Origin of the sequence: Micromonospora sp. NPDC047707, from assembly GCF_040704235.1 — a bacterium.
Lineage (GTDB): Bacteria > Actinomycetota > Actinomycetes > Mycobacteriales > Micromonosporaceae > Micromonospora.
Genome location: NZ_JBEYSU010000004.1, coordinates 277,335 through 302,446 on the forward strand (window position 1 = coordinate 277,335; position 25,112 = coordinate 302,446).

Consider the following 25,112-nt stretch of genomic DNA (forward strand, 5'->3'; position numbering starts at 1 on the left):
AAAGCGACCGGCTGCTGTGTCACAGACTCCCGCGACGCGTCCTTGCGAGGCGGGTGCACCGAGGCCGCCCGGCCACCTGCATGTCGACCCGGGCAGTCCCGGCCTATCGAGGGAAGGAATCCATTGAGCGACACCACCGACGTGACGTCGGATGTTTCCAACGTCGCTGATGCCACGTCCGCTGCTCCGACCCGTCGGCGACGCAGTGGCACCGGCCTGTCGGCGATGCTGCTGCCGGAGCTCCAGAGCCTGGCCGCGTCGCTCGGCATCTCGGGCACGGCTCGCATGCGCAAGGGCGAGCTGATCAGCGCGATCTCCGAGCGCCAGGGCGGCGGGGCCGCCACCGGAACCCCTCGACCGCGGGCCGAGGTGGCGGCTGCGGCCGCCCCTGCCCGGGAGGAGGTCCACGCCGAGGTCCGTGAGCCGGCCGAGCGGCCGGAGGCGGCTGAGCGGCGGGCGGAGCAGCCGGCCGAGTCGGCGCCCGCCGAGACGACCGGTCGCACCCGCGGCCGGCGCGGCCGCGGGGCCAGCGAGGCCCGGGGCGGCGAGGCCGGCGAGACGCGGGCCGAGACCCGGCCCGAGGAGGCTGAGGCCGGCGAGCGGGGCGAGGGCCGTGGCGGCCGTGAGCGGGCCGAGCGCGGTGCCGAGCGCGGCGCCGAGCGCGGCGCCGAGCGCGGTGACCGTAACGAGCGGGCCGAGCGCGGTGAGCGCGGTGAGCGGGCCGAGCGCGGTGAGCGGGCCGATCGCGGTGACCGTAACGAGCGGGCCGAGCGCGGCGAGCGCGGTGACCGTAACGAGCGGGCCGAGCGTGCTGACCGCGGCGACCGCAACGAGCGCGGCGACCGCAACGGTGACCGGGGCCAGCGCGCCGAGCGCGACGGCGACGGCGACGACGACGGCGAGGGCGGCGGCCGGCGCGGCCGGCGCAGCCGTTTCCGGGACCGTCGGCGGGGCCGTGGTGAGCGGGCCGAGGGCGGCGACGGCGGCCGCGAGCCGCAGGTCAGCGAGGACGACGTGCTCGTTCCGGTGGCCGGCATCATCGACGTGCTCGACAACTACGCCTTCGTCCGGACCACCGGCTACCTGGCCGGCCCGAACGACGTCTACGTCTCCATGTCCCAGATCAAGAAGTACGGTCTGCGGCGCGGCGACGCGATCACCGGTGCGGTGCGTGCGGCGCGCGACGGCGAGCAGCGGCGCGACAAGTACAACCCGCTCGTCCGGCTGGACACCATCAACGGGATGGAGCCGGAGGAGGCGAAGCGCCGGCCGGAGTTCTACAAGCTGACCCCGCTCTACCCGCAGGATCGGCTGCGCCTGGAGACCGAGCCGCACATCCTCACCACCCGGGTGATCGACCTGGTCATGCCGATCGGCAAGGGCCAGCGGGCGCTCATCGTCTCGCCGCCGAAGGCCGGTAAGACGATGGTGCTCCAGGCGATCGCGAACGCGATCACCCGCAACAACCCGGAGTGCCACCTGATGGTGGTGCTGGTGGACGAGCGGCCCGAAGAGGTCACCGACATGCAGCGGTCGGTGAAGGGCGAGGTCATCGCGGCGACGTTCGACCGTCCGCCGCAGGACCACACCACCGTCGCGGAGCTGGCGATCGAGCGGGCGAAGCGCCTGGTCGAGCTGGGCCACGACGTGGTCGTCCTGCTCGACTCGGTGACCCGGCTCGGCCGATCGTACAACCTGGCGGCGCCGGCCAGCGGCCGGATCATGTCGGGTGGTATCGACTCGACCGCGCTGTACCCGCCGAAGCGGTTCCTGGGTGCGGCCCGCAACATCGAGAACGGCGGCTCGCTGACCATCCTCGCCACCGCGCTGGTGGAGACCGGTTCGATGGCGGACACGGTCATCTTCGAGGAGTTCAAGGGCACCGGTAACGCGGAGCTGAAGCTGGACCGGAAGATCGCCGACAAGCGGACCTTCCCGGCCATCGACATCCACCCGTCCGGCACGCGCAAGGAGGAGATCCTGCTCGCGCCGGAGGAGCTGGCCATCGTCCACAAGCTCCGGAAGGTGCTGCACTCGCTGGACTCGCAGGCGGCGCTCGACCTCCTGCTGGACCGGCTGAAGCAGTCGCGTACGAACATCGAGTTCCTGATGCAGATCGCGAAGTCGACGCCGGGGGAGTGACCCTCCCTCCCGGGGCGAGATGAGACGAGGGGGCGCGGCCAGTCGGCCGCGCCCCCTCGCTGTCGGTCCACCCGCGCGGACGGGCGCCCGAGCCGCCGGTGACGAAGTTTTCCTTCGCTTCAGCTGTCCGGTATTGAAACTTCTGTTCATCGTCGGGTTGACTGTGGTCCATGCGTACCCGCAGACGATCCACCCGGCTCGCCGGCGTCCTGCTGCTGACGCCGCTGCTCACCACGGCCACCGCCGTCCCGGTCCCCGCCGCCGCGGTGGCCGCGCCCGCCAACACCCTGTCCGCCACGGCCGCCGAGGACGCACCCCGCGCCTCGTCCCACCCCGCAGGCGCGGTCACGCTGGCGGCGGACCCGGCGGGGGCCACCCGCGCGGCCCGGACCACGACCGGCGTCGAGCCGGCCGGAGGCCTGGAGACCACGAAGACCACCCGCCCGGTGGCGCCGGGCCTCGACCTCACCTCCGTCGACCGGTACGACGCCGACGGCTGGCTGCGCGCCGACGCGCTCACCGCCGACCTGTCCGGCCGTGTCACCGTCGACTACGTCAACTCCGGCGTGGTCAGCAAAGCGGAGCCCCTGCGCGCTGCGGCCGACCGCACCCGCGCCGTGGCCGCCGTGAACGGCGACTTCTTCGACATCAACAACTCGGGCGCCGCCCAGGGCGTCGGCATCCAGGACGGCCAGCTCGTCCAGTCCGCCGTCGCCGGGCACCGCAACGCGGTCGCCGTCACCACCGAGGGGCTCGGCCGCGTCGTCGAGGTGCACTTCGAGGGCACCGCGACGCTGCCCACCGGTCCGGTGCCACTGACCCAGTTCAACAACATGGTCCAGGCGAACGGGATCGGCGTGTTCACCGCGCTCTGGGGGTCGTACACCCGGGAACGTCCCGTGGCGGGCGCCACCCGCGTCACCGAGGTCGCGGTGGTCGACGGTCGCGTGACCAGCGTCGCCACCACGGCCGGCAGCGGCCCGATCCCCGCCGGCACCACCGTGCTGCTCGGCCGGGACGCCGGCGCCGACGCCCTCGCCGGGCTGCGCCCTGGCGACCCGGTGACCGTCGCCTACCGGCCGAGGCCCGCCGACGGCGGCACCCTGCACGCGGCGGTCGGCGGCGGCAACGTGCTGGTCCGCGACGGCGTGGTGCAGAGCATCGCCGACCCCACGCTGGCGCCGCGGACCGCGGTCGGCTTCTCCGCCGACGGCCAAAAGATGATCATGCTGACGGTGGACGGGCGGCAGGTCGACAGCCGCGGCGTCACCCAGACCGAGATGGGCCGGATGATGGCCGAACTCGGCGCCCACCACGCGCTGAACCTCGACGGCGGCGGCTCCTCGACGCTGCTCGCCCGCGAACCGGGCGCGGCCGGCGTGCAGGTGGAGAACAGCCCGTCCGACGGCACCGAGCGCGCCGTCCCCAACGGCCTCGCCCTCTACGCCCCGCAGGGCAGCGGCCGGCTTGCCGGGTACTGGCTGGAGACCGCGAGCGACCCCACCAGCGCGCCGGGCGTCTCGCCCGTGCGCGGTGGCCGGCCCGACCGGGTCTTCCCCGGCCTGACCCGCCGGATCACCGCCGCCGGGCACGACGAGACGTACGGGCCGGCGGCCGGCGAGCCGACCTGGCGGGCCAACCCGGCCGGGCACGGGAAGGTGAACGACGGCGTGTTCCGGGCCGGCCTGCCCGGCCAGGTCACCGTCACGGCGTCGCGGGGCGGCGCGCGAGGCACCCTCGACCTCACCGTGCTCGGGCCGCTGAGCCGGATCGACTCCACCGTGGACCGGGTCGGCCTGGACGGCACCGACGGAACGGCCCTCCTCGGTGTGGTCGGCTACGACGCCGAGGGCAACACCGCGCCGATCGAGCCCGCCGACCTGACCCTCGACTACGACCGGGACCTGCTGCGCATCACGCCGACCGCCGACGGCAACCTGACGGTGACGGCGCTGCGGGACACCGGCTCCGCGCTGGTCACCGTCCGCGTCGGGCGCAGCACCACGGTCGTCCCCGTCACCGTCGGGCTCGACGACGTGCCGGTGGCCACCTTCGACGACGCCGCGTCGTGGCGGTTCAGCCAGGCCCGGGCCAGCGGCTCCGTCGCGCCGGCGCCGGGCCGCACCGGCACCGGCCTGCGGATGACGTACGACTTCAGCCAGTCCACCGGCACCCGGGCCGCGTACGCCGACCCGCCCACCTGGATCGAGGTGCCCGGTCAGCCGCAGGCGTTCGGCATGTGGATCCACGGCAACGGCACCGGGGAGTGGCCGAGCCTGCACCTGCACGACGCGCAGAACACGCAGCACGTGCTGCGGGGGCCGCTGGTGACCTGGACGGGCTGGCGGTACGTCGAGTTCACCGTGCCCTCCGGTGTGCAGTACCCGCTGCGGGTCCGCCGCTTCTACGTCGCCGAGACCCGGGCGGACGCGCAGTACCGCAGCGAGGTCGTCATCGACGACCTGGTGGCGAAGGTGCCGCCGACGGTCGACGTGCCGGCCGAGGCGCCGCGGACCGACCGGGTGGTCGTCCGCGAGGGCACCGTGGACGGGGCGCCCTGGCGGTTCGCGGTGCTCTCCGACGCCCAGTTCGTCGCGGCGAACCCGGACAGCGACCTGGTCGCCCAGGCCCGCCGTACGCTCCGCGAGGTCAAGGCCGCCAAGCCGGACTTCGTGCTGGTCAACGGCGACTTCGTGGACACCGCGTACCCGGCGGACTTCGCCCTCGCGAAGCGGCTGTTCGACGAGGAACTCGGCGGGGAGGTGCCCTACCACTACGTCCCCGGCAACCACGAGATCATGGGCGCGCCGATCGACAACTTCCGGGCGGTGTTCGGCGCCACCGAGCGGGTCTTCGACCACAAGGGAACCCGCTTCGTCACCCTCAACTCGTCCACCGGCACCCTGCGCGGCGGCGGATTCGAGCAGGTGCGGATGCTCCGCGAGGCGCTGGACTCGGCCGCCAAGGATCCCACCGTCGGCTCGGTGGTCGTGCTGCACCACCACCCGCCCCGCGACCCCAGCCCGGTCAAGGCGAGCCAGCTCGGTGACCGCAAGGAGGCGGCCCTGCTGGAGCAGTGGCTGGCCGACTTCCAGCACCGGACCGGCAAGGGGGCGCTCTTCGTCGGCGCCCACGTCGGCACGTTCCACGCCGACCGGGTGGACGGGGTGCCGTACGTCGTCAACGGCAACTCGGGGAAGAACCCGTCCAGCCCGGCCGACCAGGGCGGCTTCACCGGCTGGAGCGAGTACGGCGTGGACCCGGTGACCCCGGCGGAGGCCGACCGGGCCCGGCGGAACCCGCTCGCCGAGGGCCCACGCTGGGTCGACGCGGAGTTCCACGCCCACGCCGACCAGGTCACGGTGACCGCCCCGCCGACCGTCCCGGTCGGCGCCCCGGCGACCGTCACCGCGACGGTGACCCAGCCCGGCGGCCGTACGGTGCCGGTGGCCGCCCCGGTCAGCGCGGACTGGTCGGCGTCGCCGAACGTGCACGTCGGCTCGCTGCTCGGGCTCCGGCCCTGGCACGTGGCCCGGTTCGACCCGGCCACCGGCCGGCTCACCGCGCTGCGCCCGGGCGCCTCGGTGAAACTCGCCGTCGAGGTCAACGGCGTCCGCGCCGAGGCAACCGTCGCCCTCACCGCCGCAGCCGAGGCACCCGCCGCCTGAGGCGAAAGGAAGGGCCCCTATCAACGCCTCATGCAGAGGAAGGGCCCCTTATTAACACCACACCCCGAGGGCCCGCACCGAACCCGGTGCGGGCCCTCAGGTGTCAACAGGGGACCCCTGCTCTACCGGAGGCGTTAACAAGGGGCCTTTCCTTACCCCTCAGAAGTCGCCGTCGGCGACTTGGAAGACGGTCAGGCCCAGCTCACGCCACATCCGCACCACCTGCATCCGGTCGTCGAAGACGCCGACGACGCGGTACCGGCCCTTGACCTCGCGCTCGTAGATCTCCCGCTTGACGATCGAGTCCTTCCGCGAGTCGCCGACCGCCCGCAGGTGCAGCGCCAGGTAGGGGACCTCGACGTGCCGGTCCAGCCACGCCTCCGTGGTGGCGCGGGCCGACGCGTCCCGGCCCGAGCAGAAGATGACGCCGTATCCGGCGGCGTGCATCGCCCGGACCGCCGAGATCACCGCCGGGTTCGGCTCGTCCTCGCCGACCCGGGTCATGTCGTACGGACTGCGGGAGACGTTCAACGCGACGGTCCCGTCGATGTCGACCAGGACGATCTCGGGCGGCTCGTCGGACGGAGGGTGCACCTGCGCCGGCCGCCCCGCCCGTGCCGTGGGCACCGGTAACGGCAGCGGTCGCCCTTCCAGGTAGCGCTCGTGCAGGCGGCGGATCGCCGCCTCGCCGACGCGGTCGGCCTCCGGCCGGGTGGCGTCGCGACGCAGGCACTCCTCCAGCGGCACGTCGGTGAAGTCGTGCACCTCGAACTCCGCGCCGTACCGGGCGGCCAGGTCGGCCCAGTCCCGCAGGGTCCGCGACCGAAGGTTGGTGTCGTCCACGCAGACGTCCGCCCCGGAGCGCAGCAGCGCCTCCACCTGGGCCCGCTGCACGAGCGTCACCTGCCACTCGGCCCGCTGGGTGAACAACCGCTCGCCGTGCAGCATCCGGCGCAGGTCGTCCCGGTTCACCCGGACCACGGACGGCTGCAGTTTCCGGGCGAACGTGGTCTTGCCGGAGGCGGGGAGCCCCCGCGTGGCGATCAGGCGGGCCATCGGTCACTCCGTGTCGTCCGTCGGGGTCGGCCGTGTCCCGGTGAATGCCCGGCCGCGGGCCGGGAATGCGGGAGGACGGGCGTACGTTGTCGATGCCGGACCCGTTGTGCGGCCCGATTGCCGGGTCGGCGTACGCCCATGGCACACTGGTCAATCGGCCACCGGTACCGGTTCACGCCCTGCACCGTCGGAGCACGTGACGGGGGCGACCCGGCGACCACCGACGAGAGGACCGAGGCGACATGAAGTCCAACATCCACCCGGAGTACGTGACCACCGACGTCACCTGCTCCTGCGGCAACACTTTCACCACCCGTAGCACCGCCAAGGGCGGCACCATCCACGTCGAGACGTGCAGCGCCTGCCACCCGTTCTACACGGGCAAGCAGCGCGTCCTGGACACCGCCGGCCGGGTGGCGAAGTTCCAGCAGAAGTACGCCAAGGTTCAGGCCAAGAAGGGCAAGTAACCTTCCGTTCGGCGCCCGCGTCCGGTTTCCCGCCGGACGCGGGCGTCGTCCGTATTCCGACCCCCTGGGGCGCCGCCGCCCGCCCGGGGCCGCCACCCGCCCGCTGTCGGGGCATCAACCGTCCAGCGCCGTCGTCGAAGGAGCACCGCCCATGAGCAGCGAGCGTCTGGCCGCCCTCCTCGACGAGTACGCCGAGCTGGAGAAGCGGCTGGCCGACCCGGCCATCCACGCCGACCAGAACACGGCCCGCCGGGTCGGCCGCCGGTACGCGGAGCTGGTGCCGCTGCACAAGGCCGCCGCCGAGCTGGAGCAGGCCCGGGCGGACCTGACGGCGGCGAAGGAGCTGGCCGCCGAGGACGCGGCCTTCGCCGCCGAGGCGGAGGCCATCGCGGCGACGCTGCCGGCGCTGGAGGAGCGGCTCGCCGAGCTGCTCATCCCGCGCGACCCGCACGACGCCAAGGACGTGATCGTCGAGATCAAGGCGGGGGAGGGCGGTGAGGAGTCCGCCCTCTTCGCGGGCGACCTGCTGCGGATGTACACCCGGTACGCGGAGCGCCGCGGCTGGCTCGTCGAGGTGATCGACGCGCAGGACTCGGACCTGGGCGGGGTCAAGGACGTCTCGCTGGCCATCAAGACCAAGGGCGTGCCGGAGGGCGGCAACGGCGTGTGGTCCCGGCTCAAGTGGGAGGGTGGCGTGCACCGCGTGCAGCGGGTGCCGGTCACCGAGTCGCAGGGCCGCATCCACACCAGCGCGGCCGGCGTGCTGGTGCTGCCGGAGGCCGAGGACGTCGACGTCACGATCGACCCGAACGACCTGCGGATCGACGTGTTCCGCTCGTCGGGCCCCGGCGGCCAGTCGGTGAACACCACGGACTCGGCGGTGCGGATCACCCACCTGCCGACCGGCATCGTGGTCTCCTGCCAGAACGAGAAGTCCCAGCTGCAGAACCGTGAGCAGGCGATGCGGATCCTGCGCGCCCGGCTGCTGGCGGCGGCCCAGGAGCAGGCCGACGCGGCCGCCTCGGACGCCCGCAAGGCGCAGGTGCGGACGGTGGACCGCTCCGAGCGGATCCGCACGTACAACTTCCCGCAGAACCGGATCACCGACCACCGGATCGGCTACACCGCGTACAACCTGGACCTGGCGCTCGCCGGGGACCTCGACGGCGTGCTGGACGCGCTCGCCGAGGCCGACCGGGCCGCCCGCCTCGCGGGCGACGCCGAGCTGTCCCGCCGCTGACCGCCGCGGCGCGCGGGGCGGTCAGCGGCGCGCGGGGCGGTCAGGACGCGCGGGGCGGTCAGGACGCGCGGGGCGGTCAGGACGCGCGGGGCGGTCAGGACGCGCGGGGGCGGCTCTTCGCGATCAGCATCGCCCGGTCGGCGGCCTCGAAGGCGGCGCCGAGGGCGTCGTGCGGGCCCGGCCCGGTGGCGTTCACCTCGGCGAAGCCGATGCTGACCCCGACCGGCGTGCCGGGGACCAGCGACTCCCAGTCCTCCGCCCGGACGGCGCTCTCGATGCGGCGGGCCACGTCGGCCGCCTCGGCCATGCCCGCGCCGGACAGCACCACGACGAACTCGTCCCCGCCGTAGCGGGCCACGAAGTCGCCCCGGCGCATCACCCGGTTGACCACCCCGGCGACGCGTTGCAGGACCAGGTCGCCGGAGTGGTGCCCGTGCCGGGTGTTCACCGCCTTGAAGCCGTCCAGGTCGCACACGCCGATCACCACCCGCTCGCCCCGGGCGACCACGGCGGCGATGTACCGCTCCAACCGGCGCCGGTTCGGCAGGCCGGTCAGCGGGTCGGACAGCGCCTCGCCCTCGAAGCGGGCCGCCTCGCGGCGCAGGTCCTCGTGGTCGATGCGGGCGGCGATGCCGTCGATGTAGACGTCCCGGAGGCGGTCGTTGCGTTGCGCGGCGAGCCGGAAGGCCAGCCGGTCGGCCCGGTGCGCGGCCGCGTGGTCGCCGGCGCGGCCGAGGGCGATGCTGCGCAGCCGGGCCGGCTCGGCCGCGCCCAGCGTCTCCGTGGAGACCTGGACGCCGTCCAGCCGGGTGACCGCCTCGATCGGGCGTCCCACGGCGATGGCCAGGCACACCTGCCCGAGCTGGCGCATGTCCCGGGCCCGGGAACTGTCACCGCCGTGGCCGAGCAGCCGGGCGGGGGCCGCGTCCGTCTCGACCTCCAGCCGGTCGCCCAGGGACGCCCGGCGTGCGGCCGCGTAGCCGTACGCGGCGAGGCTGCTCGGGCGCAGCCGGCCGGCCCGTCCCGCCCGCAGGAAGCGCTCCAGGTCACCGGCCACGTCCCGGAGCACCCGCAGGCAGCCGTCGCTGTCGCCGTGGTGGTCCAGCGCGACGGCGTTGCGCAGCCGGATGCCGGGGGCGGCGAACGTCTCCTCCGGGATGCCGGCGGCGAGCCCGAGCTGGCGCGCGCGCTCGATCGCGCCGAGGGCGTACCCGTGGAAACTCAGGTAGGAGTAGGCCATCGCCAGGTCGTGCCAGCCCCACGCGGTGTCCCGGTCCGGGTCCTCCACGGAACCCAGTGCGCGGGCGGCCCGCACCAGGTGGGTGACGCAGCGGTCCAGCGCGCCCTGGTGGTGAGCGGCGAGCGCGGCGAGCGCGTTCAGGTGCCCGTGCAGGTACGGCTCCGCGAGATCGCGGACGGCGGTGGTGGCCTTCTCGATGGCCCTCGTGTACTCGGCCGTGCGGCCCAGGTTGAGCACCGCGGAGAGGCGCTGCACCAGCGCGTCGGCCCGGGCGTACGGGTCGGCGGTGGTGGCGAGCACCTGGTCGAGGACGGTGTACGCCTCGGCGGAACGACTCGACTCCTGCAGCGCCCGTGCCCGGGTCAGGGCGTCAACCTGGTCGCCGACCCGGTCGAGCCAACCCACGCCTGACCTCCCGTCGGTGTGCGCCTGGCCGCACCAGCTCGTGGTGGGCTCCGCGACGCTTCATGATTATCTCGTGAGCACCCTGCCGCAACAGCCGTCCGAAGGGACGAACCGGGAGCGCCCCACCGTGGCGGTGGCGCGGGCGGCCCGCATACTCGCCGACGCCGGTGTCGAGGGTGCGCGCGCCGAGGCCGAGCTGCTGGCCGCGTACGTGCTGGGGGTGTCGCGGGGGCGGCTGGCGCTGGCCGACGGTTTCAGCCGGGCCCAGCGCGACCGGTTCGACGCGCTGGTGGCCCGGCGGGCCGACCGGGAGCCGTTGCAGCACCTCACCGGCACCGCCGGGTTCCGGCACCTGGAGCTGGCGGTCGGGCCGGGCGTCTTCGTGCCCCGGCCGGAGACGGAACTGCTCGCCGGTTGGGGCGTCGACCAGGCGCGACGGATCCCGGAGCCGCTGGTCGTGGACCTGTGCAGCGGGTCCGGCGCGATCGCCCTCGCGGTCGCGCAGGAGGTGCCGGCGGCGCGTGTGGTGGCGGTGGAGGGGGCATCGGGGGCGCTGTCCTGGCTGCGGCGCAACGCGGCGGACCGGGCCGCAGCGGGGGACCGGCCGATCGAGGTGGTGGCGGCCGACGTCACCGCGCCGGACCTCCTCGCCGACCTGGCGGGCCGGGTGGACGTGCTGCTCTGCAACCCGCCGTACGTGCCGGCGGACGTCGTCGTGCCGCCCGAGGTGGGTCGGCACGACCCGGCGAACGCCGTGTTCGGCGGCGGCGACGGCCTGGCGGTGATCCGGCCGGTGGTGGCCCGGGCGGCGGTGCTGCTGCGTCCCGGCGGCGTGCTCGGGATCGAGCACGACGACACGCACGGCGAGGCGGTGCCCCGGCTGCTCGCCGGGGCCGGCCGGTACGCCTCGATCGCCGATCACGCCGATCTCGCCGGCCGGCCCCGCTTCGCCACCGCGTCCCGGCGTGCGGACGGCCCGCACGCCGCCGCTGGCCCGGCGTGGCAGACTGCATCCTCGTGATGCTCTACGACTGCCGGTCGCCCGCCGACCGGGACCGCGGCATCGCTGCGGCCATCGAGGCGGTCAAGAACGGCGAGCTGGTCGTGCTGCCGACCGACACGGTCTACGGGATCGGCGCGGACGCGTTCACGCCGTACGCGGTCAAGGCCCTGCTCGACGCGAAGGGTGGCCGGCCGGCCCCGCCGCCGGTGCTGATCGGTTCCCGGCACACGCTGGACGGCCTGGTCTTCTCCCTGCCGCGGGCGGCCCGGGACCTGGTCGAGGCGTTCTGGCCGGGCCCGCTGACCATCGTGGTCGAGCACTCGCCCAGCCTTCGGTGGGACCTGGGGGAGACCTCGGGCACGGTCGCGGTGCGGATGCCCCTGCATCCGGTGGCGCTGGAGGTGCTCCGGGAGACCGGCCCGATGGCGGTCGCTTCGGCCAACAAGGCCGGCCTGGCCGCCGCGACGACGGCCGAGGCGGCACGGGACCAGCTCGCCTACTCGGTGCGTGCCTACCTGGAGGCCGGGCCCGCGGTCGACCCGGTGCCGAGCACGATCGTGGATCTCACCGGCGAGGTGCCCCAGTTGGTCCGCGCGGGCGCCATCGGGCTGGAGAAGCTGCGCGACGTGGTGCCGGACATCGCCGAGAGCCGGGTGGCCTGAGTGCCTCCGTTCACCGTGCTGCACGTGTGCATGGGCAACATCTGCCGCTCGCCGATGGCGGAGCGGCTGTTGACCCTGGCCGTCCGGGAGCGGCTGGAGCGGCGCGGGGCGGACCCGGGCCGCGCGGACGACCTGCTGCACAGCCACAGCGCCGGCACCGGCGGCTGGCACGCCGGCGAGGAGATGAACCCGCCGGCCGCCCGGCAGGTCGCCGCCCGCGGCGGCAGCGCCGAGGGTTTCGCCGCGCGCAAGCTCCGCTCCGACCACATCGACGCCGCCGACCTCGTGCTCACCGCGACGGCCGACCAGCAGGAGTACGTGGTGGCGCTGCGCCCGGACGCGTCGGCGCGCACCTTCGTGCTGGGCGAGTTCGGCCGCCTGCTCGCCGCGTCGGATCCGGCCGGCCTGCCGGCGGCCGACGTGACCCCGGACGCCGTGTACGCGCGGGGCGTGGCTCTGGTCGAGGCGGTCCACGCCGCCCGGGCGGGCGCCACCCCGCTGACCACCGACGACCTCGACGACCCGTGGGGTCGTGGCGACCAGTGCTTCAGCCGGGTCGCCGACGAGATCGAGGAGACCGTCCACCCGTTGGCGGCGGCGTTGCTCCCGTAACCCACCCGGGTTACCCGTCCGCCGAACGATGCGGACAAGAGGCGCATTCAGGTCATTCTGTGTGGGTCCTGACGGCTCCTGCGGGGAGAGCTGATGACCCGGGCACACCTCGACAAGCTCCTGACCATCCTGCTGGCCGGCGTCCTGGCCGGCCTCGTGCTCGCGGCGGCGGCCCTACCGGCCGCGCTGGTGTTCGGAGTGGGGTTCTCGGCGCTCGCCGCGCCCTACTCGGAGCTGCCCAACACGCTGCGGACGCCGCCGAGCGCGCAGCGGTCCAACCTGTACGCCGCCGACGGCACCACCCTGATCACCTCCTTCTACCAGGAGGACCGGGTGGACGTGCCGCTGGCGGAGGTGGCCCCGGTCATGCGCCAGGCGATCGTCGCCGCCGAGGACGTGCGCTTCCACGAGCACAGCGGGGTGGACCTGCGCGGCGTCGTCCGGGCGTTCACCGTCAACCGGAGCGGCGGCACGACGCGGCAGGGCGCCTCGACCCTGACCATGCAGTACGTCCGTAACGTGCTCTCCAACGACCCGCGGTTGACCGAGCGTCAGCGCCGCGCGGCCACGGAGGTGAGCACCACCCGCAAGGTCCAGGAGATGCGGTACGCGCTCGCCCTGGAACGCGAGCTGAGCAAGGACGAGATCCTCTCCCGCTACCTCAACATCGCGTACTTCGGCGCCGGGGCGTACGGGGTGGCGGCGGCGAGCAAGCGCTACTTCTCCAAGTCGCCGGCCGACCTGACGCTGGCCGAGTCGGCGTTGCTGGCCGGGCTGCTCCGTTCGCCGCACAGCGACGACCCGATCAACGGCGACGCGGACGCCGCGCTGCGGCGCCGGGGGTACGTGCTGGACCAGATGGTGGAGTCCGGCCAGGTCCCGGCCGCCCAGGCCGCCGCCGCGAAGGCCCAGCCGCTCGCCCTGCGCACCAGCGAGACGCCGAACGACTGCACGGCGGTGCCCGAGGCGCACCAGGACTGGGGCTACTTCTGCGACTGGTTCACGCGCTGGTGGAACTCGCAGGAGGCGTTCGGGTCGACGGTCGACGAGCGGCAGCTCGCCCTGCGGCGGGGCGGGTACTCGATCGTGGCGTCGCTCAACCCGGCGGTGCAGCGGACCGCGATGGAGCAGGTGCGGCGGATCTACGCGACGGACGACCGGTACGCCATGCCGACCGCGGTGGTCCAGCCCGGCACCGGGCGGGTGCTGGCCATGGCGGTGAACCGGAACTACAGCGTGGAGGCCAACCCGCGCGGGTGGAAGAACCACCCGAACACGGTCAACCAGCTGGTTGCCGGCGGCGGGGCGATCCAGGGCTACCAGGCCGGCAGCACCTTCAAGCTGTTCACCGTGCTGGCCGCGCTGGAGTCGGGCCTGCCGCTGGACACCGAGTACGACGCACCCGAGCGGATCCTCACCGACTACCCGGCGAGCGGCCCGGGGAGCTGCGACGGGTACTGGTGCCCGCGTAACGCCAACTCGTCCATGGACGGCCGGCACACCATGTGGAGCGCGTTCGGCCGGTCGGTCAACACGTACTTCGCCTGGCTCACCGAACGGGTCGGCGCCGACCGGGTGGTGGAGATGGCCGAGCGGCTCGGCATCGTGTTCCGGGCCGAGGACGACGCCCGGCTGGCCCGGCACGGGGCCCGCGAGTGGGGGCCGTTCACCCTCGGCGTCTCGGCGACCACGCCGCTGGACCTGGCGAACGCGTACGCCACGGTGGCGGCGGAGGGGAGCTGGTGCGCGCCGCTGCCGGTGGTGTCGATCACCGACGCCGCCGGGCGTCCGGTCGCCGCCGCCCAGCCGGACTGCCGCCAGGTGGTGGACCGGGACGTGGCCCGGGCGGCGGCGGACGCGGCGCGCTGCCCGGTCGGCGACCGGTCGATGTACCGGGGCTGTGACGGCGGCACCGCGGAGGGCCTGCGGGAGAAGCTGGGCCGCCCGGTCGCCGGGAAGACCGGCAGCTCGGAGGGGTACGGCACGGAGACCGTCGTCGCCGTCACCCCGCAGCTGGCGGTGGCCGCCATCGCCACCAACCCGGACGACCCGCGGGACGCGGTCGGCAAGACGGTGCAGGCGCGGATGGTGGACGCGGTGGCGGAGCTGATGTCGTTCGCCCTGCGCGGGCAGCCGGTGCGCGACTTCGTCCCACCGAGCGAGGTGACCGCCCACGAGATCACCGGCGCCCGGACCGGCGACTAGCGGGCCCGGGTCACCGGCGGGCGGGGTCGGCGGTCTCGGCGCCCTTGGCGATGTTGCGGGCCATCCCACCGAAGACCACCGCGTGGAACGGCGCCACCGCGCCCCAGTACGCGTGACCGGACAGGCCGCGCGGCAGGAACACCGCCCGCTGGTGGTACCGGCTCCGGCCGTCGCCGGCCGGTGTCGCCCGCATCTCCAGCCAGGCGCGGCCGGGCAGCCGCATCTCGGCGCGCAGCCGCAGCAGTTCGCCGGGGACGATCTCCTCCACCCGCCAGAAGTCCAGCGCCTCGCCGACCTGGAGGCGGTGCGGGTCGCGCCGGCCCCGGCGCAGGCCCACCCCGCCGATCAGCCGGTCCAGCCAGCCGCGCACCGACCAGGCCAGCGGGAACGAGTACCAGCCGTGCTCGCCGCCGACGCCCTCGATCACCTGCCACAGCCGCTCCGGCGGAGCATCGACCGTCCGCTCCCGGACGTCGGTGTAGGCGGTGCCGCCGGACCACTTCGGGTCGGTGGGCAGCGGTTCGGCCGGCGCGTCCGGCCCGCTCGCGGTGGACCAGCGGGTCTCGACCTGCGCGTCGCGCACCTTCGCCAGCGCCAGGGCGACCGCCTGGTCGAAGCCGGTCAGCCCTTCCGGCGGGTCGGGCACGTAGGCCGCGATGTCCTGCTCGCGCGCCACCGCCTCGTGGATCAGGCTCTCCACCAGCGGCCGGGCGATGGAGCTGGGCACCGGGGTGACCCAGCCGACCCAGTACGAGGAGAGGGACGGGGTGAGCGCGCGCACCGGCAGGATGATCCGCCGGCGCAGCCCGGCCACCCGGGCGTACCGCTGCATCATGTCATGGAAGGTCAGCACATCGGGCCCGCCGATGTCGAAGGCCCGGTTCACCTCCGGCGGCAGGGTCGCGCAGCCGACCAGGTAACGCAGCACGTCCCGGACGGCGATCGGTTGGATCTGGTTGCGCACCCAGCGCGGCGCGACCATGCCCGGCAGCCGCTCGGTCAGGTAGCGCAGCATCTCGAACGAGGCCGATCCGGACCCGATGATCACCGCGGCCCGCAGCACCACCGTCGGCACCCCGCTCGCCAGCAGGATCCGCCCCACCTCGGCCCGCGAGCGCAGGTGGGGGGAGGAGACGCCCGCCTCCGCCGCCGGCTCCGGCCCGCCCAGGTAGACGATCCGGTGTACGCCCGCGGCGCGCGCCGCCTCGGCGAAGTGCGTGGCCGCCTCCCGGTCGGCGGCCTCGAACCCGGACTGGCCGAGCGAGTGCACCAGGTAGTACGCGACATCGACCCCGTCGAACGCGGCGGCCAGCGTGTCCGGCCTGCGCAGGTCACCCTCGGTGATCTCGGCCCGGGACGCCCACGGCACGTCCCGCAGCCGTCCGGCCTTGCGGGCCAGGCAGCGTACGGTGTGCCCCTCTTCCAGCAAGCGGGGCGCCAGCCGCCCGCCGATGTACCCCGTCGCTCCGGTCACCAGGCATCGCACGGCCTCCAGTCTGCGGCCCAATAGACTCTGGCGCTGTGGACATCGAGAGGACGCCGACCTTCTGGGGGCCGGACTTCGACCAGCTGCGGGCGACCGACCCGGAGATCGCCGACGTCGTGCTCGGCGAGCTGGCCCGGCTGCGCGGCGGCCTCCAGCTGATCGCCAGCGAGAACCTGACCTCCCCGGCCGTGCTCGCGGCGCTCGGTTCGACGCTGACCAACAAGTACGCCGAGGGCTACCCCGGCCGCCGCTACTACGGCGGCTGCGCGGAGGTGGACCGCGCCGAGGAGATCGCGATCGCCCGGGCGAAGGAGCTGTTCGGCGCCGAGCACGCCAACCTCCAGCCGCACTCCGGCGCGAGCGCCAACCTGGCCGCGTACGCCGCGCTGGTCCAGCCGGGGGACACCGTGCTCGCCATGGACCTGCCGCACGGCGGTCACCTCACCCACGGCAGCCGGGTGAACTTCTCCGGCAAGTGGTTCGCCACGGTCGGCTACACCGTCCACCGGGACACCGAGCTGATCGACTACGACGAGGTGCGCGACCTGGCGCTCGCCCACCGACCCAAGATGATCATCTGCGGGGCGACGGCGTATCCCCGGCTGATCGACTTCGCGCGCTTCCGCGAGATCGCCGACGAGGTCGACGCGTACCTGATGGTGGACGCCGCCCACTTCATCGGCCTGGTGGCCGGCGGGGCCATCCCGTCGCCGGTGCCGTACGCCGACGTCGTCTGCCTCACCACCCACAAGGTGCTGCGCGGCCCGCGCGGCGGCATGATCCTCTGCCGGGAGCCGCTGGCCCAGCGGATCGACAAGGCCGTCTTCCCGTTCACCCAGGGCGGCCCGCTGATGCACGCCGTCGCGGCGAAGGCGGTCGCGCTGCGCGAGGCCGCCCAGCCGGCGTTCCGGGCGTACGCCGCCCAGGTGGTCCGCAACGCCCAGGCGCTCGCGGCCGGTCTCGCCGACGAGGGGATGCGTCCGGTCTCCGGCGGTACCGACACCCACCTCGCCCTGCTCGACCTGCGCGAGGTCGGCGTGACCGGCGCCCAGGCCGAGGCCCGCTGCGACGCCGCCGGCATCACGCTCAACAAGAACGCCATCCCGTACGACCCGCAGAAGCCGATGACCGCCTCCGGGATCCGGGTCGGCACGCCGAGCGTCACCACCCAGGGCATGGGCGAGCCGGAGATGCGGCGGGTGGCCGACCTGATCGCGCGCGCGGTGCGCACCGATCCGGAGGCCCCGGGCGGCGGCGACGCGCTGCGCCGGGTGGCGGCCGAGGTGACCGAGATGGTCGGGGCCTTCCCGGCGTACCCCCGTGGCTGAGCGCGGGGTGCGCGAGCCGGTGGCGCGGACGGGCGGCGACCGGCGGTGGCGCCTGCGGCACCTGCCGCTGCTGCTCGCGGCGACCGGCCTGCTCGCGGCGGCGGCCGCGGTGGTCGGCGCGCTGACCGGCGGCCCCGACGCGGCTCTCGGCGCCGCGCTCGGGGTGGGTGTGACCGCCGCCAGCTACACCCTCACCACCGTCGTGCTGGCCTGGGCCGACAGCGTCAACCCGCAACTCGTGCTGCCGTTCGGCCTGGGCCTGTACGCGGCCAAGTTCACCTTGCTCGGCGTGGTGATGGTCGGCGTGGCCTCGACCGGTTGGGCCGGGCTGGTCCCGCTCTGCCTCGGCATCGCCGCCGGCGTGGTGGTCTGGACCGGCGTGCACATCTGGTGGCTGACGACCGTCCACGCTCGCCGGTCACGCTAGGTCGCCGTCCCACACCTCGGACGCCGGCAAAATGTGTCCGGCATGGGTCATTTCCTGGCTGGCCGAACGGGAGTAGCGTGCCCACAGACGACGCTGCCCGCCGGACGCCCACACAACGACGGTTGTGCGGGGGGTGAGGCACAGCCTCGTCTTCCCGGCTGATATCGTTCGCCCCGTCATGGCTGGTGACCAAACCCCCCGACCCAGCGGCGGCCCGGACGATGTTCCGTCCGGTGCCGGCCAGGGTTGGACCGCGCTCTCCTACCTGATCGCGGGCATGCTCGTGTGGGGGGTCATCGGCTGGCTGGTCGACCGGTGGCTCGGCACCGGTGGCGTCGCCACCGGGATCGGCGTCGTGCTCGGCATGGCCGGGGGGATCATCCTGGTCGTCCGCAAGCTCGGCACGCCTAAATAGGAAGGGACGCGGTGTTCGGACAGGCGAACGTCCTGGCACAGGGCGAGGCGGTATTCCCTCCCAGCGTGGAGGACTTCTACCTGCCCAGCATCCTGCCGTGGGGTGCGGAGAACTCCTACTGGTTCACCAAGATCACGGCGATGGTGTGGCTCGCCGTCGGCGTCCTGATCATCTTCTTCCTGGCCAGCTACCGGAACCCGCAGCTGGTGCCGACGAAGAAGCAGTGGTACGCCGAGTCGATCTACGGCTTCGTGCGGAACAACATCGCGGTCGACATGATCGGGCACGCGGGGGTGCGGTTCGCGCCGTACTTCACCACGCTCTTCTGCTTCATCCTGCTGACCAACTTCTTCGCGATCGTTCCGTTCCTGCAGATCTCGCCGAACTCGCACATCGCCTTCCCGGCGTTCCTCGCCGTGATCAGCTACGTGATGTTCATCTGGGTCGGCATCCGCCACCACGGCGCCGGGAAGTTCTTCAAGAATTCACTGATCCCGCCGGCGCCCTGGTACATCCTGCCGCTGCTGATCCCGATCGAGTTCTTCTCGACCTTCCTCGTCCGGCCGTTCTCGCTGGCCGTCCGTCTCTTCGCGAACATGTTCGCCGGCCACATGCTCCTGCTGGTCTTCACGCTCGGCGGCTTCGCGATGCTGAACGCCAATGTCTGGCTGGCGCCGGTCTCGGTGCTGTCCTGGGCGATGACCGTCGCGCTCACCTTCCTCGAGTTCCTGGTGATCGTCCTGCAGGCCTACGTCTTCACGGTCCTGACCGCGAGCTACGTCCAGGGCGCGCTCGCCGAGGAACACTGATCCACCCAGCACCAACCCGTTGTCGTCCCGCGTGACCGTCACGCGTGATAACCAGGAGGAACCACACCAATGGACGCTAGCGTTCTCGCCGCGGTAGAGGGCAGCACCGCCGCCATCGGCTACGGCCTCGCCGCCATCGGCCCCGGCATCGGCGTCGGCCTGGTCTTCGCCGCCTACATCCAGTCGACCGCCCGCCAGCCGGAGTCGTCCCGGATGACCCTGCCGTACGTCTGGATCGGCTTCGCCGTCATCGAGGCGCTCGCGCTGCTGGGTATCGCGTTCGGCTTCATCTGGCAGGGCCCGATCCAGTAATTTCGCCCCCCTCTGACCGGGAGGTCTTCCATGTTCTACCTCGCCGCTGAGGGTGGTGAGTCCGCCCACAACCCGATCATTCCGATCTGGCAGGAGATCGTTGTCGGTGGCATCGCCTTCATCCTGCTCGCCGTCGTGCTGATGAAGTTCGTCTTCCCCCGCATGGAGCAGACGTTCCAGGCGCGGGTCGACGCGATCGAGGGTGGCATCAAGCGCGCCGAGGCCGCGCAGGCCGAGGCGAACCAGCTGCTCGAGCAGTACCGGGCGCAGCTCGCCGAGGCGCGTACCGACGCCGCCAAGATCCGGGACGACGCCCGGGCCGACGCGGAGGGCATCCGCCAGGACATCCTCGCCAAGGCGCGGGAGGAGTCCGACCGGATCATCGCCGCCGGCAAGGAGCAGCTCGCCGCCGAGCGCGCCACCATCGTGCGCGAGCTGCGCACCGAGGTCGGCACCCTCGCGGTGGACCTGGCCAGCAAGATCGTCGGTGAGTCGCTCGCCGACGAGGCGCGTCGCAAGGGCACCGTCGACCGGTTCCTGAGCGGTCTCGAGAGCGCGGGGGCCCGCTGATGCAGGCCGCCAGCCGGGAGTCGTACAAGGTCGCGGCCGAGCGCCTCGACGCGTACGTCCGTGGCGCGGAGCCGTCGGCGGTGGCCTCCACCGCCGACGAGCTCCTCTCCGTCGCCGACCTGCTGCGGCGGGAGCCGCGGCTGCGCCGGGCGCTCTCCGACCCGGCCCGCTCCGGTGCGGACCGCGCCGGTCTGCTCACCGGGATCCTGGGCGGCAAGGTCGGCGCGGGTGCGCTCGACCTGCTGACCGCGCTGGTCTCCGGTCGCTGGTCGGCCCCGTCGGAGCTCCTCGACGGCACCGAGCGGCTCGGTGTCGAGGCCCTGCTGTCCGCCGCCGACAAGGCGGGGGACCTGGGCGAGGTCGAGGACGAGCTGTTCCGCTTCGGTCAGGTCGTCGCCGGCCAGTCGGCGCTCTCCAACGCGCTCTCCGACCCGATCGCCCCGGTCGCCCAGCGCGCCGAGCTGGCCCGCGAGCTGCTGGCCGGCAAGGCCCGTCCGGTCACCGTCCGCCTCGTCGAGGTGGCCCTCGGCGGGTTCGGGGGGCGCTCGTTCGTCGGCGCGCTCACCCGGCTGGTCGAGCTGGCCGCCGACCGGCGGGACCGGCAGGTCGCGTACGTGACCGTCGCGGCCCCGCTGAGTGACGAGGAGGAGCGACGCCTCGGCGCCCGCCTCTCCGAGATGTACGGTCGAGAGGTTTCCGTCAAGCAGACGGTGGACCCGGAGGTGCTCGGTGGGGTGAGCGTGCGGGTCGGCTCCGACCTGTACGACGGCACCGTCCTGCGCCGCCTCAACGAGACCCGCAACGCGCTCGCGAAGCGCTGAGCGGCCCCGCCGCGCAGCGCCCTGACTAGACGCCATTCGGACCGGTCGGTACTAGGTATCCCGGGCCCTGAAACTTAAGGAAGCAGAGGATGGCCGAGCTGACCATCTCGACGGAGGAGATCCGCGGCGCCCTGGAGCGCTACGTCTCCTCCTACACGGCCGGCGTCTCCCGCGAGGAGGTCGGCACCGTCGCTGACGCCGGCGACGGCATCGCCCACGTCGAGGGCCTTCCCTCGACCATGACCAACGAGCTCCTGGAGTTCGAGGACGGCACCCTCGGTGTGGCGCTGAACCTCGACGTCCGGGAGATCGGTGTCGTCGTCCTCGGTGACTTCGCCGGGATCGAGGAGGGCCAGCGCGTCAAGCGCACCGAGCGGGTGCTCTCGGTGCCGGTCGGCGACGCCTTCCTCGGCCGCGTGGTCAACGCGCTCGGCCAGCCGATCGACGGTCTCGGCGACATCCCGAACGAGGGCTACCGCGAGCTGGAGCTCCAGGCCCCGAACGTGATGGCCCGCCAGTCCGTCTTCGAGCCGATGCAGACCGGCATCAAGGCCGTCGACGCGATGACCCCGGTCGGCCGGGGCCAGCGGCAGCTGATCATCGGTGACCGGAAGACCGGCAAGACCACGGTCGCCCTGGACACCATCCTCAACCAGCGCGACAACTGGCGCTCCGGCGACCCGACGAAGCAGGTCCGCTGCATCTACGTCGCCGTGGGTCAGAAGGCCTCCACGATCGCCTCGATCAAGGGCATCCTGGAGGAGGCGGGTGCGATGGAGTACACCACCATCGTCGCCTCGCCGGCCTCCGACCCGGCCGGCTTCAAGTACCTCGCCCCGTACACCGGCTCGTCGATCGGGCAGCACTGGATGTACGGCGGCAAGCACGTCCTGATCGTCTTCGACGACCTGAGCAAGCAGGCCGAGGCGTACCGGGCCGTGTCGCTGCTGCTGCGTCGCCCGCCGGGCCGTGAGGCGTACCCGGGTGACGTCTTCTACCTGCACTCCCGCCTGCTGGAGCGCTGCGCGAAGCTCTCGGACGAGATGGGCGGCGGCTCGATGACCGGTCTGCCGATCATCGAGACCAAGGCGAACGACATCTCGGCGTTCATCCCGACCAACGTCATCTCCATCACCGACGGCCAGATCTTCCTCGAGACCGACCTGTTCAACCAGGGCGTCCGGCCGGCCATCAACGTCGGCACCTCGGTCTCCCGGGTCGGTGGCGCCGCGCAGGTGAAGCCGATGAAGAAGGTCGCCGGTTCGCTGCGGCTCAACCTGGCCCAGTACCGCGAGCTGGAGGCGTTCGCCGCCTTCGCCTCCGATCTGGACAAGGCCTCCCGGGCCCAGCTGGAGCGCGGTTCCCGCCTGGTCGAGCTGCTCAAGCAGCCGAACTACTCGCCGTACCCGGTGCAGGAGCAGGTCGTCTCGGTCTGGGCCGGCACCGAGGGCAAGCTGGACGACATCCCGGTCGGCGAGATCCGGCGTTTCGAGTCCGAGTTCCTCCAGTACCTGCGCCACAAGCACGAGGGCGTCCTGGCGGCGATCGCGGACAACAAGTGGGACGACGAGATCGTCGGGTCGCTCGACTCGGCGATCACCGAGTTCAAGAAGCTCTTCCTCGGCAAGGAGGAGGAGCGGCGGATCAACGAGCCCGCGGCCCAGCCGCTGGAGGGCGAGGAGAGCCGCGAGACGGTGACCCGGTTCCGCGAGAGCACGACCGACCGCCCGGCTGAGAGCTGACGATGGCCGCCCAGGTGCGCGTCCTTCGCCAGCGGATCCGCTCGGCGAAGGGGATGAAGAAGATCACCAAGGCGATGGAGCTCGTCGCGACGAGCCGTATCGCCAAGGCCCAGGCCCGGGTGGAGGCGTCGCTGCCGTACGCCCAGGCCATCACCGGGGTGCTCACGGCGCTGGCGTCCAACGCGCGGATCGACCACCCGTTGCTCACGCCGCGTCCCCAGGTCCGGCGGGCCGGTGTCCTGCTGATCACCAGCGACCGGGGCCTGGCCGGCGGGTACAGCTCCAACGCGATCAGGACCGCCGAGTCGCTGATCGCCCGGCTCAAGGCCGACGGCAAGGAGCCGGTGCTCTACGTCATCGGGCGCAAGGGCGTGTCGTTCTACCGGTTCCGTAACCGGGAGATCGCGGCGAGCTGGACGGGCTTCTCGGAGCAGCCGACGTTCGCCGACGCCCGCGAGGTGGGCGAGACGCTGATCAAGGCGTTCTCGGCCGGCGCGGACGACGTGGACGGCAACGCGGGGGCGGACGGCGTGCTCGGTGTCGACGAGCTGCACATCGTCTTCACCGAGTTCAAGTCCCTGATGACCCAGAACCCGGTCGCGAAGATCATCGGGCCGATGCAGGTGGAGGACCGGCCACGGTCCGAGGGCCTGCTCCCGGCGTACGAGTTCGAGCCGGAGGCGGAGGCGCTGCTCGACGCGCTGCTGCCGAAGTACATCAACACGCGGATCTACGCGGCGTTGCTGGAGTCGGCGGCGAGCGAGTCGGCGGCGCGGCGGCGGGCGATGAAGAGCGCCACCGACAACGCCGAAGAGATGATCGAGAAGTACACGCGCGAGATGAACTCGGCCCGCCAGGCCGGGATCACCCAGGAGATCAGCGAGATCGTCGGCGGCGCGAACGCGCTGGCCGCGTCGGGAAGTGAAGTGTGATGACTGCCCCAGTAGAGACCAAGACGGCCACCGGTCGCGTGGTCCGGGTCATCGGCCCGGTCGTCGACGCCGAGTTCCCGCGCGACGCCATGCCGGACCTGTTCAACGCCCTGAACGTGGACGTGACCCTCTCCGGCGGCGAGAAGACGCTGACCCTCGAGGTCGCCCAGCACCTGGGTGACAACGTGGTCCGCGCCATCTCGATGCAGCCGACCGACGGTCTGGTCCGCGGCGCCGAGGTGCGCGACTCCGGCTCGCCGATCAAGGTGCCGGTGGGCGACGCGGTCAAGGGCCACGTGTTCAACGCGATCGGCGAGTGCCTCAACCTCACCGAGGGCGAGACGCTCAGCCCGGACGACCACTGGCAGATCCACCGCAAGGCCCCGGCCTTCGCGGACCTGGAGCCGAAGACCGAGATGCTGGAGACCGGCATCAAGGTCATCGACCTGCTCGCCCCGTACGTCAAGGGCGGCAAGATCGGCCTGTTCGGCGGTGCCGGCGTGGGCAAGACGGTGCTCATCCAGGAGATGATCACCCGGGTCGCCCGCAACTTCGGTGGTACCTCGGTCTTCGCCGGCGTGGGTGAGCGCACCCGCGAGGGCAACGACCTCATCGCCGAGATGACCGAGTCCGGCGTCATCGACAAGACCGCGCTGGTCTACGGCCAGATGGACGAGCCGCCGGGCACCCGGCTGCGCGTCGCCCTCTCCGCGCTGACCATGGCGGAGTACTTCCGCGACGTGCAGAAGCAGGAGGTGCTGCTCTTCATCGACAACATCTTCCGCTTCACCCAGGCCGGTTCCGAGGTGTCCACCCTGCTCGGCCGGATGCCGAGCGCCGTGGGTTACCAGCCGACCCTGGCCGACGAGATGGGCGAGCTCCAGGAGCGGATCACCTCCGTCCGGGGCCAGGCCATCACCTCGATGCAGGCGATCTACGTGCCCGCCGACGACTACACCGACCCGGCGCCGGCCACCACGTTCGCGCACCTCGACGCGACCACCAACCTGGAGCGGTCGATCTCCGACAAGGGCATCTACCCGGCCGTGGACCCGCTGGCGTCCTCGTCCCGGATCCTCGCCCCGGAGTTCGTCGGCCAGGAGCACTTCGCGGTGGCCACCGAGGTGAAGCGGATCCTGCAGCGCTACAAGGACCTGCAGGACATCATCGCCATCCTCGGTATCGAGGAGCTCTCCGAGGAGGACAAGCTGACCGTCGGCCGCGCCCGGCGGATCGAGCGGTTCCTGTCGCAGAACACCTACGCCGCCGAGCAGTTCACCGGCGTGCCGGGCTCGACGGTCCCGATCAAGGAGACCATCGAGGCGTTCAAGAAGATCAGCGAGGGCGAGTACGACCACTTCCCCGAGCAGGCCTTCTTCATGTGCGGCGGCCTGGAGGACCTGGAGCGCAAGGCCAAGGAGCTGATGGCGCAGGGCTGAGCCCGCTGCCGACCGTCGTCGGGCTCGCCCGTCGACGACATGAAAGGCCGTCCCGGTTAACGCCGGGGCGGCCTTTCGTTCATCTTCAGGACCTATCATCGCCGCTGCCCGGTTCCAGGCGGTCGGCGATC

The 25,112-nt window shown here is 72.8% G+C and carries 21 protein-coding genes; 18 read left to right on the plus strand and 3 right to left on the minus strand.

The window, feature by feature from the left end; genetic code table 11:
- The first annotated feature begins 123 nt into the window (after positions 1 to 123).
- Positions 124 to 2,142, plus strand: a complete 2,019-nt coding sequence (gene rho / locus AB0873_RS06830; RefSeq protein ID WP_366598759.1) for a transcription termination factor Rho — start codon at positions 124 to 126, stop codon at positions 2,140 to 2,142.
- Positions 2,143 to 2,312: 170 nt separating this feature from the next.
- The gene (locus tag AB0873_RS06835; protein WP_366598761.1) at positions 2,313 to 5,810 is read left to right on the plus strand and encodes a phosphodiester glycosidase family protein; all 3,498 of its coding nucleotides are present in this window, start codon (positions 2,313 to 2,315) and stop codon (positions 5,808 to 5,810) included.
- A gap of 159 nt (positions 5,811 to 5,969) precedes the next feature.
- Here the strand turns inward: AB0873_RS06835 and AB0873_RS06840 are convergent, their stop codons facing one another.
- The gene (locus tag AB0873_RS06840) at positions 5,970 to 6,866 is read right to left on the minus strand and encodes an AAA family ATPase (RefSeq protein WP_366598762.1); all 897 of its coding nucleotides are present in this window, start codon (positions 6,864 to 6,866) and stop codon (positions 5,970 to 5,972) included.
- Positions 6,867 to 7,108: 242 nt separating this feature from the next.
- Here AB0873_RS06840 and rpmE point away from each other — a divergent pair, with 242 nt between their 5' ends.
- Both rpmE and prfA read left to right on the plus strand, forming a co-directional pair.
- On the plus strand, positions 7,109 to 7,333 hold the full coding sequence (gene rpmE, locus AB0873_RS06845) for a 50S ribosomal protein L31 (protein ID WP_155330511.1): 225 nt from the start codon (positions 7,109 to 7,111) through the stop codon (positions 7,331 to 7,333).
- A 151-nt stretch (positions 7,334 to 7,484) separates the two neighbouring features.
- The gene (gene prfA, locus AB0873_RS06850) at positions 7,485 to 8,573 is read left to right on the plus strand and encodes a peptide chain release factor 1 (RefSeq protein ID WP_155330512.1); all 1,089 of its coding nucleotides are present in this window, start codon (positions 7,485 to 7,487) and stop codon (positions 8,571 to 8,573) included.
- A 94-nt stretch (positions 8,574 to 8,667) separates the two neighbouring features.
- On the opposite strand, the gene AB0873_RS06855 is transcribed toward prfA, so the two are convergent.
- A complete protein-coding gene (locus AB0873_RS06855; protein WP_366598763.1) occupies positions 8,668 to 10,218 on the minus strand; it encodes a GGDEF domain-containing protein in 1,551 nt (516 codons plus the stop codon).
- 73 nt (positions 10,219 to 10,291) lie between these two features.
- On the opposite strand from AB0873_RS06855, the gene prmC reads away from it, so the two are divergent.
- The 4 genes from prmC to AB0873_RS06875 all read left to right on the plus strand — a co-directional run bounded on the left by prmC (position 10,292) and on the right by AB0873_RS06875 (position 14,700).
- The gene (gene prmC / locus AB0873_RS06860; protein ID WP_366598764.1) at positions 10,292 to 11,239 is read left to right on the plus strand and encodes a peptide chain release factor N(5)-glutamine methyltransferase; all 948 of its coding nucleotides are present in this window, start codon (positions 10,292 to 10,294) and stop codon (positions 11,237 to 11,239) included.
- Positions 11,239 to 11,883 (plus strand): L-threonylcarbamoyladenylate synthase, encoded by a 645-nt coding sequence (locus tag AB0873_RS06865; protein WP_155334058.1) that lies wholly within the window; start codon positions 11,239 to 11,241, stop codon positions 11,881 to 11,883. Before prmC ends, AB0873_RS06865 begins: the two co-directional genes overlap by 1 nt.
- Positions 11,884 to 12,495, plus strand: coding sequence for a phosphotyrosine protein phosphatase (locus AB0873_RS06870; RefSeq protein WP_366598765.1), 612 nt, complete (start codon positions 11,884 to 11,886; stop codon positions 12,493 to 12,495).
- 93 nt (positions 12,496 to 12,588) lie between these two features.
- The gene (locus AB0873_RS06875; protein ID WP_366598766.1) at positions 12,589 to 14,700 is read left to right on the plus strand and encodes a transglycosylase domain-containing protein; all 2,112 of its coding nucleotides are present in this window, start codon (positions 12,589 to 12,591) and stop codon (positions 14,698 to 14,700) included.
- Positions 14,701 to 14,710: 10 nt separating this feature from the next.
- On the opposite strand, the gene AB0873_RS06880 is transcribed toward AB0873_RS06875, so the two are convergent.
- Positions 14,711 to 16,186, minus strand: coding sequence for an SDR family oxidoreductase (locus AB0873_RS06880; RefSeq protein WP_366598767.1), 1,476 nt, complete (start codon positions 16,184 to 16,186; stop codon positions 14,711 to 14,713).
- A gap of 35 nt (positions 16,187 to 16,221) precedes the next feature.
- On the opposite strand from AB0873_RS06880, the gene glyA reads away from it, so the two are divergent.
- The 10 genes from glyA (at position 16,222) to atpD (ending at position 24,981) form a co-directional block, all read left to right on the plus strand.
- Positions 16,222 to 17,514, plus strand: coding sequence for a serine hydroxymethyltransferase (glyA, locus tag AB0873_RS06885; RefSeq protein ID WP_366598768.1), 1,293 nt, complete (start codon positions 16,222 to 16,224; stop codon positions 17,512 to 17,514).
- A 19-nt stretch (positions 17,515 to 17,533) separates the two neighbouring features.
- Positions 17,534 to 17,941, plus strand: coding sequence for a hypothetical protein (locus AB0873_RS06890; protein WP_155334060.1), 408 nt, complete (start codon positions 17,534 to 17,536; stop codon positions 17,939 to 17,941).
- Positions 17,942 to 18,119: 178 nt separating this feature from the next.
- Complete coding sequence (locus AB0873_RS06895) at positions 18,120 to 18,356, plus strand: AtpZ/AtpI family protein (RefSeq protein WP_155330518.1); 237 nt, start codon at positions 18,120 to 18,122, stop codon at positions 18,354 to 18,356.
- Between the two features lie 11 nt (positions 18,357 to 18,367).
- Positions 18,368 to 19,165: a F0F1 ATP synthase subunit A gene (gene atpB, locus AB0873_RS06900; RefSeq protein ID WP_155330519.1), complete on the plus strand. Its 798-nt coding sequence runs from the start codon at positions 18,368 to 18,370 to the stop codon at positions 19,163 to 19,165.
- 69 nt (positions 19,166 to 19,234) lie between these two features.
- Positions 19,235 to 19,477: an ATP synthase F0 subunit C gene (locus tag AB0873_RS06905; protein WP_155330520.1), complete on the plus strand. Its 243-nt coding sequence runs from the start codon at positions 19,235 to 19,237 to the stop codon at positions 19,475 to 19,477.
- Positions 19,478 to 19,507: 30 nt separating this feature from the next.
- Entirely contained in the window at positions 19,508 to 20,047 is a 540-nt protein-coding gene (locus AB0873_RS06910; protein ID WP_155330521.1) for a F0F1 ATP synthase subunit B, read from the plus strand.
- The gene (locus AB0873_RS06915) at positions 20,047 to 20,868 is read left to right on the plus strand and encodes a F0F1 ATP synthase subunit delta (RefSeq protein WP_366598769.1); all 822 of its coding nucleotides are present in this window, start codon (positions 20,047 to 20,049) and stop codon (positions 20,866 to 20,868) included. Before AB0873_RS06910 ends, AB0873_RS06915 begins: the two co-directional genes overlap by 1 nt.
- Before the next feature lie 89 nt (positions 20,869 to 20,957).
- Positions 20,958 to 22,610, plus strand: a complete 1,653-nt coding sequence (gene atpA / locus AB0873_RS06920; RefSeq protein ID WP_155330523.1) for a F0F1 ATP synthase subunit alpha — start codon at positions 20,958 to 20,960, stop codon at positions 22,608 to 22,610.
- Between the two features lie 2 nt (positions 22,611 to 22,612).
- Complete coding sequence (locus AB0873_RS06925) at positions 22,613 to 23,542, plus strand: F0F1 ATP synthase subunit gamma (RefSeq protein ID WP_366598770.1); 930 nt, start codon at positions 22,613 to 22,615, stop codon at positions 23,540 to 23,542.
- Positions 23,542 to 24,981 (plus strand): F0F1 ATP synthase subunit beta, encoded by a 1,440-nt coding sequence (gene atpD, locus AB0873_RS06930; protein WP_366598771.1) that lies wholly within the window; start codon positions 23,542 to 23,544, stop codon positions 24,979 to 24,981. The genes AB0873_RS06925 and atpD overlap by 1 nt, the downstream gene beginning before the upstream one ends.
- The last annotated feature ends 131 nt before the right edge of the window (positions 24,982 to 25,112 follow it).

Coding starts and splice junctions, on each gene's coding strand:
- AB0873_RS06835 (WP_366598761.1), top strand. CDS start 2,313: ATGCGTACCCGCAGACGATCCACCCGGCTCGCCGGCGTCCTGCTGCTG.
- AB0873_RS06840 (WP_366598762.1), bottom strand. CDS start 6,866: ATGGCCCGCCTGATCGCCACGCGGGGGCTCCCCGCCTCCGGCAAGACC.
- rpmE (WP_155330511.1), top strand. CDS start 7,109: ATGAAGTCCAACATCCACCCGGAGTACGTGACCACCGACGTCACCTGC.
- prfA (WP_155330512.1), top strand. CDS start 7,485: ATGAGCAGCGAGCGTCTGGCCGCCCTCCTCGACGAGTACGCCGAGCTG.
- AB0873_RS06865 (WP_155334058.1), top strand. CDS start 11,239: ATGCTCTACGACTGCCGGTCGCCCGCCGACCGGGACCGCGGCATCGCT.
- AB0873_RS06875 (WP_366598766.1), top strand. CDS start 12,589: ATGACCCGGGCACACCTCGACAAGCTCCTGACCATCCTGCTGGCCGGC.
- AB0873_RS06895 (WP_155330518.1), top strand. CDS start 18,120: ATGGCTGGTGACCAAACCCCCCGACCCAGCGGCGGCCCGGACGATGTT.
- AB0873_RS06905 (WP_155330520.1), top strand. CDS start 19,235: ATGGACGCTAGCGTTCTCGCCGCGGTAGAGGGCAGCACCGCCGCCATC.
- AB0873_RS06910 (WP_155330521.1), top strand. CDS start 19,508: ATGTTCTACCTCGCCGCTGAGGGTGGTGAGTCCGCCCACAACCCGATC.
- AB0873_RS06915 (WP_366598769.1), top strand. CDS start 20,047: ATGCAGGCCGCCAGCCGGGAGTCGTACAAGGTCGCGGCCGAGCGCCTC.
- atpA (WP_155330523.1), top strand. CDS start 20,958: ATGGCCGAGCTGACCATCTCGACGGAGGAGATCCGCGGCGCCCTGGAG.
- AB0873_RS06925 (WP_366598770.1), top strand. CDS start 22,613: ATGGCCGCCCAGGTGCGCGTCCTTCGCCAGCGGATCCGCTCGGCGAAG.
- atpD (WP_366598771.1), top strand. CDS start 23,542: ATGACTGCCCCAGTAGAGACCAAGACGGCCACCGGTCGCGTGGTCCGG.